This window comes from Allobosea sp. GW821-FHT10B12, from assembly GCF_059415545.1.
Window position 1 is genome coordinate 691,419 of sequence record NZ_JBWKNL010000003.1, and the last position, 13,039, is coordinate 704,457.

General features: G+C 67.6%; 11 protein-coding genes. 6 read left to right on the forward strand and 5 right to left on the reverse strand.

Annotated features, from left to right (window positions below):
* The first annotated feature begins 40 nt into the window (after window positions 1-40).
* Window positions 41-922, forward strand: coding sequence for a type 1 glutamine amidotransferase (locus AC07O0_RS13345; protein WP_494623716.1), 882 nt, complete (start codon window positions 41-43; stop codon window positions 920-922).
* A gap of 115 nt (window positions 923-1,037) precedes the next feature.
* On the opposite strand, the gene AC07O0_RS13350 is transcribed toward AC07O0_RS13345, so the two are convergent.
* Window positions 1,038-1,643 (reverse strand): NAD(P)H-dependent oxidoreductase, encoded by a 606-nt coding sequence (locus AC07O0_RS13350; RefSeq protein WP_494623718.1) that lies wholly within the window; start codon window positions 1,641-1,643, stop codon window positions 1,038-1,040.
* 77 nt (window positions 1,644-1,720) lie between these two features.
* Here AC07O0_RS13350 and AC07O0_RS13355 point away from each other — a divergent pair, with 77 nt between their 5' ends.
* The 3 genes from AC07O0_RS13355 to AC07O0_RS13365 all read left to right on the forward strand — a co-directional run bounded on the left by AC07O0_RS13355 (window position 1,721) and on the right by AC07O0_RS13365 (window position 6,055).
* Window positions 1,721-2,329 carry a TetR/AcrR family transcriptional regulator gene (locus tag AC07O0_RS13355; protein ID WP_494623724.1) on the forward strand — a complete coding sequence of 203 codons (609 nt, stop codon included), beginning with the start codon at window positions 1,721-1,723 and terminating at the stop codon, window positions 2,327-2,329.
* A gap of 80 nt (window positions 2,330-2,409) precedes the next feature.
* Complete coding sequence (locus AC07O0_RS13360) at window positions 2,410-4,032, forward strand: ABC-F family ATP-binding cassette domain-containing protein (RefSeq protein WP_494623726.1); 1,623 nt, start codon at window positions 2,410-2,412, stop codon at window positions 4,030-4,032.
* A gap of 346 nt (window positions 4,033-4,378) precedes the next feature.
* On the forward strand, window positions 4,379-6,055 hold the full coding sequence (locus AC07O0_RS13365) for a mucoidy inhibitor MuiA family protein (RefSeq protein WP_494623728.1): 1,677 nt from the start codon (window positions 4,379-4,381) through the stop codon (window positions 6,053-6,055).
* A 5-nt stretch (window positions 6,056-6,060) separates the two neighbouring features.
* Here the strand turns inward: AC07O0_RS13365 and AC07O0_RS13370 are convergent, their stop codons facing one another.
* The 3 genes from AC07O0_RS13370 to AC07O0_RS13380 all read right to left on the reverse strand — a co-directional run bounded on the left by AC07O0_RS13370 (window position 6,061) and on the right by AC07O0_RS13380 (window position 8,690).
* Entirely contained in the window at window positions 6,061-7,272 is a 1,212-nt protein-coding gene (locus AC07O0_RS13370) for a M20 aminoacylase family protein (protein WP_494623730.1), read from the reverse strand.
* A gap of 185 nt (window positions 7,273-7,457) precedes the next feature.
* Window positions 7,458-8,036 carry a tyrosine phosphatase family protein gene (locus AC07O0_RS13375; protein ID WP_494623732.1) on the reverse strand — a complete coding sequence of 193 codons (579 nt, stop codon included), beginning with the start codon at window positions 8,034-8,036 and terminating at the stop codon, window positions 7,458-7,460.
* Between the two features lie 87 nt (window positions 8,037-8,123).
* Window positions 8,124-8,690 (reverse strand): dihydrofolate reductase family protein, encoded by a 567-nt coding sequence (locus AC07O0_RS13380; protein ID WP_494623734.1) that lies wholly within the window; start codon window positions 8,688-8,690, stop codon window positions 8,124-8,126.
* 287 nt (window positions 8,691-8,977) lie between these two features.
* Here AC07O0_RS13380 and AC07O0_RS13385 point away from each other — a divergent pair, with 287 nt between their 5' ends.
* Window positions 8,978-10,270 carry an adenylosuccinate synthase gene (locus tag AC07O0_RS13385; protein ID WP_494623736.1) on the forward strand — a complete coding sequence of 431 codons (1,293 nt, stop codon included), beginning with the start codon at window positions 8,978-8,980 and terminating at the stop codon, window positions 10,268-10,270.
* A 31-nt stretch (window positions 10,271-10,301) separates the two neighbouring features.
* Window positions 10,302-11,531: a serine/threonine-protein kinase gene (locus AC07O0_RS13390; RefSeq protein ID WP_494623738.1), complete on the forward strand. Its 1,230-nt coding sequence runs from the start codon at window positions 10,302-10,304 to the stop codon at window positions 11,529-11,531.
* 15 nt (window positions 11,532-11,546) lie between these two features.
* Here AC07O0_RS13390 and AC07O0_RS13395 read toward each other — a convergent pair whose 3' ends face one another.
* Entirely contained in the window at window positions 11,547-12,998 is a 1,452-nt protein-coding gene (locus AC07O0_RS13395) for a S41 family peptidase (protein ID WP_494623740.1), read from the reverse strand.
* Window positions 12,999-13,039: the final 41 nt, after the last annotated feature.

The window sequence follows — 13,039 nt, forward strand, 5'->3', positions numbered from 1 at the left end:
AAGCAGACCGTCGCCGCACGCAAACGTGCCGAGGAAGATCATGAACGTGTTCAGCCGCAAGCCGCTCCGCGTCCTCGTCGTCGACGGCTACAAGCGCGAAGGGCGCGAGGAGTATATCCGCGACGCCGGCGCGACCCCGTCGGAGGCCTATGCCGCCGAGCTGCGCCGGATCGAGCCCTCGCTGATCACGGATATCTGCCTGCCGGCCGACGAGGGCGCCAACCTGCCCGACGGCACCGGCCTTTCCTCCTATGACGGCATCGCCCTGACCGGCTCCTCACTGCATATCCACAGCCCGGAGCCAGCGGTGACGCGGCAGATCGAGCTGATGCGGGCGATCTACAAGAGCGGCACGCCCTGCTTCGGCTCGTGCTGGGGCATCCAGATCGGCGCCGTCGCCGCCGGCGGGACGGTGGCGCTCAATCCGAGCGGCCTCGAGATCGGCTTTGCCCGCCGCATCGCCGTCAACGAGGTCGGCGCCAGGCATCCGCTGCTCGCCGGCCGGCCCGCCGCCTTCGACGCGCCGGCGATCCATTTCGACAGCATCGTCGCCCCGCCTACCGACGCCACCATCCTCGCCTCGAACGCGATGAGCCCGATCCAGGCGGCCGAGTTCCGCCAGGACGGCGGCAGCTTCTGGGGCGTGCAGTACCACCCGGAATTCTCGCTGCGCCTCGTCGCGACGATCCTGCGGCGGCACAGCAAGATCCTGATCGAGCGCGGCTTCCGCAGGGACGAGGCCGATACGGCAGCCTGGCTCGCCGATCTCGATGCGCTCGACGCCGATCCCGCCCGCCGCGATCTCGCCTGGGCCCATGGCCTCGACGAGGAGGTTCTCGATCCGGTCAAGCGCGTGACGGAGCTGCGCAACTTCCTGGAGATACGGGTGAAGCCGCAGGCGAGCGTGCGCGGACGGGCGTAACTCCGTCATGCTCGCCCTTGTGGCGAGCATCCACGTCTTGAACACGACGTTCGACTAGCCAAGCAAAGACGTGGATGGTCGGGACAAGCCGATCATGACGAGCAAATGCACAGGCTCACGCCGCTTCGGCGGTCCTGTTCGCCGCCGCCCCGAACACCTTGCCGCCGAGCGCCCGCGCCGTGGCGAGGTGCTCGGACATCTCCGGCACCGGCACCAGGAATTCCGAGGTCACCACCGGCGCGCCGCAATAGCCGAAGATGCCGTGGTCGATCTGCGTCTTCATCGCGCCGTAATAGCCGTGGCGGGCGAAGGTGCGCATGTCGGCGCCGGCGAGCGCGACGAGATGGACCGGCAGATGCTGCAGCTTCTTGACCGTCTTCATGTCCTCGAGCTCGTCATAGGCCCAGCCATTGGCGAAGACGCGGTCGATCCAGCCCTTCATCAGCGCCGGCATCGACCACCAGTAGATCGGATAGACCAGCACCAGCGCATGGGCCCGGTCGACCCGCGCCTGCTCGAAGGCGATGTCGGCGGGCTGGACGATCTCGCGGCGGTGGACGGCAAGATCGTTCGGCGAAAAGCGCGGATCGAAGCCTTCCTTGGCGAGGTCGGCGATCTCGACGCTGTGGCCGGCGCCGGAGACGCCGTTGGCGAGCGCCTGCGCCACGGCGTGGCTCAGCGAATTGGGATCGGGATGGGCGACGACAACGAGGGCATGCATGGGATGTCTCCTGCAGTGATTGCGATCCGCCAGGGATCATTATATACTTTTAGTAAGTTACTTTTGGTACATAAGATATGTCAAGCCTCGATATCGACCGACCGCGCCGGCAACGCCTGACGCGCGAGGATCGCCAGCGCCAGCTCATCGAAACCGCCTGGCGGATCGTCGGCGAGGAAGGCACCGATGCTCTGACGCTCGGCCGCCTCGCCGAGCGGGCCGGCGTCACCAAGCCGGTGGTCTACAGCCACTTCGTCACCCGCAGCGGATTGCTGATCGCGCTCTATCGCGACTTCGACTTGCGGGAGTACGCGACCATGAACGCCGCGATCGATGGAAGCGAGGCGACCCTTGCCGGCAAGGCCGGGGCGATCGCCTCCTCCTTTGTCGATTGCGTGCTGACCCAGGGGCGCGAGATTCCTGGCGTCGTCGCAGCCCTGGCCGGCTCGCCCGAGCTCGCCGCGGTCAAACGCGATTGCGACCTGATCTTCCTGGAGCGCTGCCGCAGCCTGCTCGCGCCTTTCGCTGAGGGCCAGCCGATCGCGACCGCGGGCTTGCGCGCCATGCTCGGCGCCGCCGAAGGGCTGTCGCATGCCGCCGCGACCGGCGAAATCGACGCTGACGAGGCGAAGCGGGAGCTGTTCGAGACGATCACCGCCATAGTCGCGCGCAGCGCGAAGGGCTAGCCAGCCGCCTGCGGGCTTCCACGGACCCCGCTAGCCCTGTAAGTGCGCGGGAGCTCCAGTCTCTCAGCGTCCCGGACATCATGATTCGCCTCGAAAGCATCGGCAAGCAGAACGGCCAGCAGATCATCTTCATCGAGGCCTCGGCGGCGCTGCAGAAGGGCGAGAAGGTCGGCCTCGTCGGCCCAAACGGCGCCGGCAAGACCACGCTGTTCCGGCTGATCACCGGCGAGGACCTGCCTGACGAAGGCCAGGTCAGCGTCGATCGCGGCACCACCATCGGCTATTTCAGCCAGGATGTCGGCGACATGAAGGGCCGCAGCGCCGTCTCCGAGGTGATGGACGGCGCCGGCCCGGTCAGCGCCATCGCGGCCGAGTTGAAGGAGCTCGAGGCGGCGCTGGGCGATCCCGACCGAGCCGACGAGATGGAGGATCTGATCACGCGCTATGGCGAGGTCCAGGGCCGCTTCGAGGAGCTCGACGGCTATGCGCTCGACGGGCGCGCCCGCGAGGTGCTGGACGGCCTCGGCTTCAGCCAGGAGATGATGGAGGGCGATGTCGGCGCGCTCTCCGGCGGCTGGAAGATGCGCGTCGCACTCGCCCGGATCCTGCTGATGCGGCCCGACGCCATGCTGCTCGACGAGCCGAGCAACCATCTCGATATCGAAAGCCTGATCTGGCTGGAAAGCTTCCTCAAGGGCTATGATGGCGCGCTTCTGATGACCTCGCACGATCGCGAGTTCATGAACCGCATCGTCGGCAAGATCGTCGAAATCGATGGCGGTACGCTGACCAGCTATTCCGGCGACTACGAGTTCTACCAGCAGCAGCGCGCGCTCGCCGAAAAGCAGCAGCAGGCGCAGTTCGAGCGCCAGCAGGCGATGCTCGCCAAGGAGGTCGCCTTCATCGAGCGCTTCAAGGCGCGCGCCTCGCATGCGGCGCAGGTGCAGAGCCGGGTCAAGAAGCTCGACAAGATCGAGCGCGTCGAGCCGCCCAAGCGCCGCCAGACCGTGCAGTTCGAGTTCCAGCCGGCGCCGCGCTCCGGCGAGGATGTCGCCACCCTCAAGAACGTGCATGTCCGCTATGGCGCCAAGACGATCTATGACGGGCTCGACTTCCAGGTCCGGCGCAAGGAGCGCTGGTGCGTGATGGGCGTCAACGGCGCCGGCAAGTCGACACTGCTGAAGCTGATCGCTGGAACCTCGAAGCCCGATAGCGGCTCGGTCGCGGTCGGAACCAGCGTCAAGATGGGCTACTTCGCCCAGCATGCCATGGAGCTGCTCGACGGCGACGCCACCATCTTCCAATCGCTCGAAGGCTCGTTCCCGCAGGCTGGTCAGGGCTCGTTGCGCGCGCTCGCCGGCTGCTTCGGCTTCTCCGGCGACGATGTCGAGAAGCGCTGCCGCTTCCTCTCCGGCGGCGAGAAGGCCCGGCTGGTCATGGCCAAGATGCTCTATGACCCGCCGAACTTCCTGGTGCTCGACGAGCCTACAAACCATCTCGATATCGCCACCAAGGAGATGCTGATCACGGCGCTAGCGCAATATGAGGGCACCATGCTGTTCGTCAGCCACGACCGCCACTTCCTGGCGGCGCTCTCCAACCGTGTGCTCGAGCTGACGCCCGAGGGCGTCCATCTCTATGGCGGCGGCTACACCGAATACGTCGCCAGCACCGGCCAGGAGGCGCCGGGACTAAGGGGATGAGTGCTTAGCCGCGCCTTCTCCTTTCTCCCCTTGCGGGAGAAGGTGGCCTGCAGGGCCGGATGAGGGGTCGCGCAGGTCTTGAAAGCTTCGGACGATGTCGCGCCGGGTCGGCGATCGATGGCGCGCGCCCTCACCCTGACCCTCTCCCCCAAGGGGAGAGGGAATATGGCGTGAATACCCCCTGACGCTGCGAAAACCCTGCTGGTGGCGGCAAGGATCGGCTACAACCGATGGATGGTGGCTGCACCCTGTGGTGCGCCTTCCACCTTCCGGCCCAATTCCGCCCTCGCCGCGCCGAAATCCACCGGACAAATCGCGGCCACTTGATTTGTCGGGGGACAGCATGATGAAGAATGGACTGGCAGCAGCCTTGATTTTTGCACCGAGCCTTGCCGGCGCTGCCGAGATCGAGCTCGCCTCGAAAATCGACCGCGTCACCGTCTACCCCGACGGTGCAGTGGTGACCCGTCTCGGCAAGGCGTCCCTGCTGGAGGGCGCTTCGCAGATCGTGCTGCGCGGCCTGCCCGCCAGCGTCGATCCTGCTTCGATCCGGGTCGAGGCGCAGGGCAGCGGCGCCTTCTCGATCGGCGCGGTCGATGTGCGCCAGGTCCCGGGCGAAGCACGCCCCGCGCTCGACCAGGTGCTCGAAGGCAAGATCCGGGCACTTCAGGGCGAGAAGGCGAAGCTCGCCGGCGAGGTCAGCGCGACTGAAGCCAAGCGCGCCACGATCGAGAATTTCGGCAAGGTCGGCCCCGACAAGCTGGGCGAGGGCGGCAAGGTCCTGCCCGTCAGCGACTGGCCGGCGGTGTTCGACGCGATCGGCACCGCGCTGGTCAAGGTGCAGGGCGAACTCCTCGCGCTGCGTAACCGCATCTCCGATCTCGACGCCGAGATCGCCGCGCTGGAGCGGGCAAGGCCGCAGGCTCCGCGCGCCAGCCAGCCCAAGCGCGACGTCGCCATCGCCGTCGAGGCCAGGGCGCCGGTCGCGGCCGACATCTCCGTCAGCTACCGCGTCGCCGGCGCGAGCTGGCTGCCGGTCTACGAGGCGCGGCTGACGACAGGGAACACCAATGGCGGCGCCGAGATCGCCTTCACCCGCCGCGCCGAACTGCGCCAGCGCACCGGCGAGGACTGGAGCGAGGTCGCGGTCGAGCTCTCGACCACACGCTCGGCGCAAGGCACGCGCGCGCCGGAACTCAACCCGTTGCGCATCGCCTTCTACGAGCCGCCGGTGGTTTATGACGGCCGCGCCCGCAGTCTGCCGGCTCAGGGGCTGGTACTTCGCTCGCAGCCGATAGCGCCCGCTCCCGACGTCGAGATGGCGGAGGTGCCGGTCCCGGCTGCGCCGAAGCAGGCCGAGGTCCAGACCGCGAGCGTCAGCGCCGGCGCCTATCAGGCGAGTTTCAATGTGCCCGGCCGCGTCAGCGTGCCCCAGGACGGCTCCAGCAAGGCGGTCGTGCTCACCCAGACCAGGATCAAGCCGGAGCTCTCTGCCCGCGCCACGCCCGAGCTCGAGGAAAAGGCCTATCTCGAGGCCAGCTTCAGCCATGATGAGGAGGCGCCGCTGCTCGCCGGCGAGGTCTTCCTGCATCGCGATGGCGCCTATATCGGCAAGGGCCGCCTCGGGCAGGTCGCGCCGGGCGACAAGGTCGAGCTCGGCTTCGGCGCCGACGACCGCCTCAAGGTGACGCGCGTTCCGGTGCGCCGGCGCGAGAACGATTCCGGCTGGCTCGGCTCGACCCGCACCGACCAGCGCGAGTTCAAGACTGTGGTGAAGAGCCTGCACGCCCAGCCGGTCAAGCTCATCGTCACCGAGCGCGTACCCTTCTCGGAGAACAGCGCGATCACGGTCGAATTGCTGTCGCAGAGCACGCCGCCGACCGAGAAGCAGATCGGCGACAAGCGCGGCGTCTCGGCCTGGAGCTTCGAGCTCGCACCGGGCGCGCAGAAGGAGATCCGCCTCGCCTACCGGATCAAGTATCCCGGCGACCGCGAGGTCGTCTTCGACCAGCCGCGGCGGTAGGCGCCCTACTCCGCCGCGATCGCCTGCCAGCCCTGGCCGAGCTCCTGCTCGACCAGGCCGACCCAGTAGCGCACGCCGGCCGGGATGATCTCGTCGTTGAAATCGTAGAGTGGGGTGTGCAGGCCCTTGAACGACCCGTCCGCCGCGACGCCGTTGCCGATGCGCATGAAGGCGCCGGGGCAGACCAGCATCATTTCGGCGAAATCCTCGCCGCCCGTGCCGCGCAGCATCTGGCCGTTGACATGCTCCGGCCCGACCGCGGTCGAGGCCGCCGCGACCGCGACCCGAACCTGCTCGGCCGCGTTGACCAGCGGGCTGGTGCCGCGATGGTAGTAGGCGTCCGCCTCGCAGCCCCAGGCCTGCGCTGTCGCTGACGCCAGCTCGGCGATGCGGCGCTCGACCAGATCGCGCACGTCCTTCGAATAGGTCCGCGCCGTACCGCCGATGACGAGCTCCGACGGGATGACGTTCGAGGCGTTGACATCGCCGCCATGGATGAAGCCGACGCTGATCACGGCCGTGTCGAGCGGTGCGACATTGCGACCGATGATACCCTGCAGGCCGAGTACGAAATGCGCCTGCGCATAGGTGATGTCGGTCGAGCGGTGCGGCTGCGAGCCGCCATGGCCGCCGACACCGCGGAAGGTCACCCGCCAGGAATCCGCCGCCGCCAGGAAGGGGCCGACCGCCGTGCCGAAATGCGATGCGGGCACGCCCGGCGTATTGTGCAGGCCGTAAATCGCATCGCAGGGGAAGCGCTCGAACAGCCCGTCGGCGAGCATGGCGTTGGCACCGCCGCGGCCTTCCTCGGCCGGCTGGAAGATCAGGTTGACCGTGCCGCCGAAATCCCGGTTCTCGGCGAGATAGCGCCCGGCGGCGAGCAGCATGGTGGTGTGGCCGTCGTGGCCGCAGGCATGCATGCGGCCGGGAAACTTCGAGGCGTGCGGCAGCCCGGTCAGCTCCTCCAGGGCAAGGCAGTCCATGTCGGCGCGCAGGCCGATGGCGCGCTGGCCCGGCTGATTGCCGCGGATGACGCCGACGACGCCTGTCTGCCCGACGTTTTCAGTCACCTCGACGCCCCATTCGCGCAGCTTGTCGGCAACGAGTTTGGCCGTGCGATGCTCTTCCAGCCCGAGTTCGGGATGCGCGTGAATGTCACGGCGGATCGCCGTGAACTCGGCGTGGTGCGCGCCGAGCCAATCGTCGAACTTCGTCATGATTGTCGTTCCCCAGCCTGCGGCGTTCTTTTGCAGGCATGGCTCATGCCATCGCCTGTCGCCGCCCCCTCCTTCTCATACGACTGAACGCCGCCAACTCATTCTGCGAACACGGCAAAACAGCCATGCTCCAGGAGACTGACGGGCCGTCAGGGGAGCCGTGAGCGAGAGGCTAGGAAGGGAGTTCAGCCCGCCATCGCGACTTCGGCACCGCGGCCGAGATCGGCCATCCACTGGCGATAGCGCGGCTGCATCTCGAGCTGATGGGCGTAGTGCCGGCCGAGAGCGGCGGTAAGCTCTCCGCCGCGCTTCAACTGTGCGTCGGCGAAGCCGATCATCACCGAATTCGGCCAGGCCTGCGGCCGGATCGTCCTCAGGCGGGCGAACAGCGCGTCCTCGCTTTCGTCGGGGTTCACCAGCGCCATCAGCGACAGCATCGCCGCGGTCGAGCGCGAAATGCCCATATGGCAATGCACCAGCAGGTGCCCCTCCTGCCGCTTCAGCGCCGATTCCCGCAGCTTCGCGCCGAAATCGAGAATCTCGGCGACATGGGCGTCGGTCGGATGCACGCGGCCTTCCTGCGGCGTAATGATGTCGTGAAAGCGCAGCGTCGTCCGCTCATGCGCTTCATAGGCGACAAAGGACTGCAGCTCGGGCAGATCGGGATCGAGCAGCGACAGCACATGGCTGACCTTGCGCGCGCACTGCGCCGGCAATTCCTCGATACCGCAGATGGTGAGAGTCGAAATGGCGATGGGCAGCATCGGCGTTTGTCCCTGCTCTGTAAGGCGCCGGGTTAATCCTCCCCGGCCACCGCCGCAACCGCGATCGCCGCAAGGCTGCCCTGCCCTTCAGGGCCTGACCTCGTAGCGCAGCCACTGAATGCCCTCGCCCAGGGTCTTCGCTCCGGCGAGCACAAGATTGCCGCGCACACCGTCGGCGAAGAGCCGGCCGCCGGCACCGAGCGCGACGGGATAGACCATCAGGTTGTAGGCATCGACCAGCCCGGCGCGCTGCAGGCCATGGACGAGCTTGCGGCTGCCATAGACCAGGATGTCACCGCCTGCCTCTTGCTTCAGCGCCGCAATGGCGGCGAGCGCATCGCCCGCCAGGATCGAGGTGCCCTGCCAATCGGCCTTGGTCAGCGTTGTCGAGGCGACATGCTTCGGCAGCGCGTTGATCTGGTCGGCGAAAGGACTGTCCGTCACATGCGGCCAGACCGCGGCGAAGGCGTCATAGGTCCGGCGGCCGAGCAGCAGGGAACCTGCGGCATCGAGCTCCTCCTGCTTCAGCCGCTCGCCTTCCGGCCCGCGCGTGAACGGCCCGGTCCAGTCGCCGAGGCCGGAACTCTCCATGCCGACCGGGTCCTCGATGACGCCATCGAGCGAGATGTACTGGGTGACGACGAGCCTGCGCATGCTGCTTCTCCTGCGTTCGCGAAGCAGTGCTGCACCGCTCCCTCTGCCAGCACGTCGAACCGGAAGCGGCGGAATCGACGGCGTTCCGGAAAATTCTTTCTCCGGCTTTGCCGCTGTCAGCCTTGACCTTGCCATCCTCTTGGACGAAGAGGGCTTGCAAGGACCCACCCGAAACCCCGGCCTTGCGCCGGGGTTTTTATTTGTGCGGGCGCTTGCGTCGGCGTGTTTCCGGTCGAGCAATCGGAAGCGGCGCCGACCCTGTAAGTCAGCGAGAGGGAATCATCCCCATGGCGAACGTGGTCGTGGTCGGCGCCCAGTGGGGCGACGAGGGCAAGGGCAAGATCGTCGACTGGCTGTCGAGCCAGGCCGATGTGGTGGTGCGCTTCCAGGGCGGCCACAATGCCGGGCATACCCTCGTCATCGACGGCACCGTCTACAAGCTCTCGCTACTGCCTTCGGGTATCGTGCGCCCGGGCAAGCTTTCGGTGATCGGCAACGGCGTCGTCGTCGATCCCTGGCACCTCGTCGAGGAGATCGCCCGGCTGCGCGGCCAGGGCGTCGCGATCAGCCCTGAGAACTTGCGCATCGCCGACAATGCAACGCTGATCCTGCCGCTGCACCGCGAGCTCGACCATTTCCGCGAGACCTCGAATTCGGCGCTGAAGATCGGCACCACCAAGCGTGGCATCGGCCCGGCCTATGAGGACAAGGCCGGCCGGCGCGCCATCCGCGTCATCGACCTCAAGGACGAAGCGGTTCTGAAGGCCAAGATCGAGCGCCTGCTCGCCCACCACAACGCGCTGCGCCGCGGCCTCGGCATCGACGAGGTCAACGGTGGCGAATTGCTGAAGCAGCTGACCGGGATCGCGCCGCAGGTGCTGCCCTATGCCGACACGGTCTGGGCCTTGCTTGACGCCCAGCGCCGCGCCGGCAAGCGCATCCTGTTCGAGGGCGCGCAGGGCGCGCTGCTCGACGTCGACCACGGCACCTACCCGTTCGTGACCTCCTCCAACATCGTCGCCGGTCAGGCCGCGACCGGCTCGGGCCTCGGCCCCTCCGCCGTCGGCTACGTGCTGGGCATCGCCAAGGCCTACACCACCCGCGTCGGCGAAGGCCCGTTCCCGACCGAGCTCTTCGACGAGATCGGCGAACTGATCGGCCAGAAGGGCAAGGAGTTCGGCGTCGTCACCGGCCGCAAGCGCCGTTGCGGCTGGTTCGACGCCTGCCTGGTGCGCCAGACGGTCAAGACCTCCGGCATCGACGGCATCGCGCTGACCAAGCTCGACATCCTCGATGGCTTCAAGGAGATCAAGGTCTGCACCGGCTACAAGCTCGACGGCGAGATCATCGAGCACCTGCCTGCCGGCCAGAGCGATCAGGCCCGGGTCGAGCCGATCTACGAGGTGATCGAAGGCTGGGAAGGCTCGACGGCGGGCGCCCGTTCCTGGGCCGAATTGCCGGCGCAGGCGATCAAATACGTGCGTCGCATCGAGGAGCTGATCGGCGCTTCCGTCTCGGTGCTGTCGACCAGCCCGGAGCGCGACGATACGATCCTGGTCCAGAACCCGTTCGAGGGTTGACGGGCCGGGCCAACGCGGACATGTGAGGCCAATGGCCGACTTCCACCCCATTCTGGCGCGCGCAATCGCCGGGCTGACCGACAAGTCGCCCGAAGCGCGCCGCTCCGTCTATGACCGGGCGCGCACGGCGCTGCTGGCGCAACTGCGCAGCCTCGATCCGCCGCTCTCCGAAGCCGACATCACCCGCGAGCGGCTCTCGCTCGACGAAGCCGTGTCGCGCATCGAGGCGGAGATCGCGCTCGCCGAGGCGATCGAGCCGAGCCTGCCTCCCCTGCCCATGGATGAGCCGGCGCCCGCGCCGGCTACCCCACCCGCACGGCCGCAGCCCGAACCCAAGCCGCGCCAGGCCACCCCACAGGAGATGCCGCGCTTCGATGAGCGGGCCGCCTCCGCCGAGGATGCGCAACCCCTCCGTCCACGCGTCGCGCCGCCACGCAAGCGTGGCGTCGATCCCGGCCATGTCCGCACCGCCATCGTCGGCGGCGGCGTCGCACTCGCCGTCGCGCTGATCGCCGGTGCAGCCTATTACGTCAACAAGGTCGCCCCGCAGGACCAGCCCGTCCGCCAGCGTGTCGAAGCCCCGGCAGCGCCGGCGCAGCAGGACCAGGCCGGCAAGATCAGCGAACGCGCCGGCGGCGAGTCCACTCCGACGCCGAGCCAGCAGTCCGGCCAGCGCCCGAACCAGCAGGCGGGCTCCCAGCCGGGCAGTGACATCGCCGTCGCCCAGCGCGCCATCCTCTACATCGAGGTGCCGGAAGCCCCGCAGCAGCCGCGCACCGTGCAGGGCCGCGTCCTCTGGCGGCTCGACAGCGACATCGCGGGTCCCGGCCAGCCGGTCGAGACCATCGTCCGCGGCACTATCGAGATCGCTGATGCAGGTCTGGCGCTCGACTTCACCATCCGGCGCAACACCGACACGGCATTTCCAGCCTCGCACATCATCGGCATGCGCTTCACCACCTCGGGCGAAGCAGCGAACGACGCGATCCGCGAGGTCGGCGTGCCGCAATTCAAGCTCGAAGAAGGCGAGCGCGGTGCCCCGCTCTCGGCGATCTCCTCCGCGCTCGGCGAAAACCTCTTCGTCGCGGCTCTGTCGAACGTCCCGGTCGAGGCCGGGCGCAACATCGACCTGCTGCGCAACCGCAACTGGATCGACCTGCCGGTGCGCTTCGCCTCCGGGCGGCGCGGCATCATCACCTTCGAGAAGGGCGGCGCCGGCAACCAGACCATCGCCGAAGCCCTGAGCCGCTGGCAGGGCTGAGGCGTATCCGCCGCCTCAGCGCCCCTGGCCTGACGCCAGCTGCCGCATGACCTCGGACATCACGGCGTCCTTGCCAGTGGCGTAGTCGGCGAAGCCCGGTGAGATCGTGACAGTCGGCCGGAGGTCGCCGGCCGGCACGCCATAGACATAGTTCAGCAGGAAGCAGGTCGTGATCTGCGACAGGCTGCAGCCATGCTCCCAGTCATGGAAGGCGGTCGTGTAGCGCACCGCGAGCTTCGAATTGGGGAGGAAGGTGAGCCCGCCCTCGCCCCAGAACTGCAAGCGATCACCCATCGCCTCGCCGACTATGACGACGCGCGCTCCGGCGAAGTGCTTCAGCCTCGCCGCCGTGCTGATCGCTGCCGAAAACGTGTTCGCGCTGGTCAGGATGAAGAGCTTGCCCTCCGGCGGCAGGAGCTGCGGCAGCCGGCGCGTGAAGTCAGCCGTCAGCGTATAGTCGCCGCCGCGGTTGAAGCGCAGATCGACAATCGCATTGCGAACGGGCTTCTTCACCGCTTGATCCAGCATGTCGGACAGGTAGCGGGACACGCCGACGGGGCCCTGATCACCCACCCGGTTTATCTGGACGTAGAGAAGCTCCTCTGCCGGATAGGCGTGCCAGTAGTTGGTGTCGAGGCGCGCGAGGTACGGTGGCAGCGCGACACCATCGAGCACATGGCGCCAGCCCGTTGCGCCGCCGGCTGGCGCGATCGAGCTGAGGTGACGTCTCGGCCAGAACTGAGCGTTCAAAGGCGGGAGAGTGGCGGCATGGGCAGCAAGCTCGACCGATCTTGCGCTCCCATTGGCGAAGCGGACCTCGTAGGAACTGGCCTTCACCGTCTCGGCGAGACCGGCCGCATGCAGAAGCTCCGGCGAGATCACCAGGTTCGGCACGAATTCGCGGGCGAGATTGGCGGGGCCGCCGACATAGGGACGGAGCGCCTCAACCAGTTCTGCCGTGCTGCGCCCATTCACGCCGACGATCTGCCCGCCGAGGAGCTGGCGACGCTCGTCATCGGCAGCGATCACGAACAGCCCGTCGGCGAACCAGCCGAGGCGGATCGGCACGGCGTTGAAGCCATGGTCGCCGACGAGCCCGAGCACGTTGGTGTGGCCGTTGTCCGCCAGGGCCACGGCCTTCGCCGCCGCCATCGCCAGGCCGGCCCGGTCGAGCTCACCGGCTCGCAGTTCGAGAGCAGCGATGGCCTGCATGAACGCTGACCGGCTTTGCGCGGTGAAGCTGCGCTCGACCTCCGGCAAACGCCGCAGATGCGCGAGGTCCTGCAGATTCCTGTCCCGCTGCGAGGTCGCCGCGGGAAAATCCGCCTTCGGATAGGATTTCAGCGTCGGGTAGAAGATGATGGCGAGCGGAATCGCGACGAGAGCGAACAATGCCGCCACGATCGCCAGCAGCTTGAGCCCACGTCGGCGCCACGATCGCCTGGGAACCTCACCGTCTCGTCGCATGCCCTGAGCGATCTCCAGCGGATGGCTTCACGCTTACCACT

What these genes read in the sequence shown, in the direction of transcription:
- AC07O0_RS13360 (WP_494623726.1), top strand. Translation starts at nt 2,410, where the DNA reads ATGATTCGCCTCGAAAGCATCGGCAAGCAGAACGGCCAGCAGATCATC.
- AC07O0_RS13370 (WP_494623730.1), bottom strand. Translation starts at nt 7,272, where the DNA reads ATGACGAAGTTCGACGATTGGCTCGGCGCGCACCACGCCGAGTTCACG.
- AC07O0_RS13345 (WP_494623716.1), top strand. Translation starts at nt 41, where the DNA reads ATGAACGTGTTCAGCCGCAAGCCGCTCCGCGTCCTCGTCGTCGACGGC.
- AC07O0_RS13350 (WP_494623718.1), bottom strand. Translation starts at nt 1,643, where the DNA reads ATGCATGCCCTCGTTGTCGTCGCCCATCCCGATCCCAATTCGCTGAGC.
- AC07O0_RS13395 (WP_494623740.1), bottom strand. Translation starts at nt 12,998, where the DNA reads ATGCGACGAGACGGTGAGGTTCCCAGGCGATCGTGGCGCCGACGTGGG.
- AC07O0_RS13355 (WP_494623724.1), top strand. Translation starts at nt 1,721, where the DNA reads ATGTCAAGCCTCGATATCGACCGACCGCGCCGGCAACGCCTGACGCGC.
- AC07O0_RS13390 (WP_494623738.1), top strand. Translation starts at nt 10,302, where the DNA reads ATGGCCGACTTCCACCCCATTCTGGCGCGCGCAATCGCCGGGCTGACC.
- AC07O0_RS13365 (WP_494623728.1), top strand. Translation starts at nt 4,379, where the DNA reads ATGAAGAATGGACTGGCAGCAGCCTTGATTTTTGCACCGAGCCTTGCC.
- AC07O0_RS13380 (WP_494623734.1), bottom strand. Translation starts at nt 8,690, where the DNA reads ATGCGCAGGCTCGTCGTCACCCAGTACATCTCGCTCGATGGCGTCATC.
- AC07O0_RS13375 (WP_494623732.1), bottom strand. Translation starts at nt 8,036, where the DNA reads ATGCTGCCCATCGCCATTTCGACTCTCACCATCTGCGGTATCGAGGAA.
- AC07O0_RS13385 (WP_494623736.1), top strand. Translation starts at nt 8,978, where the DNA reads ATGGCGAACGTGGTCGTGGTCGGCGCCCAGTGGGGCGACGAGGGCAAG.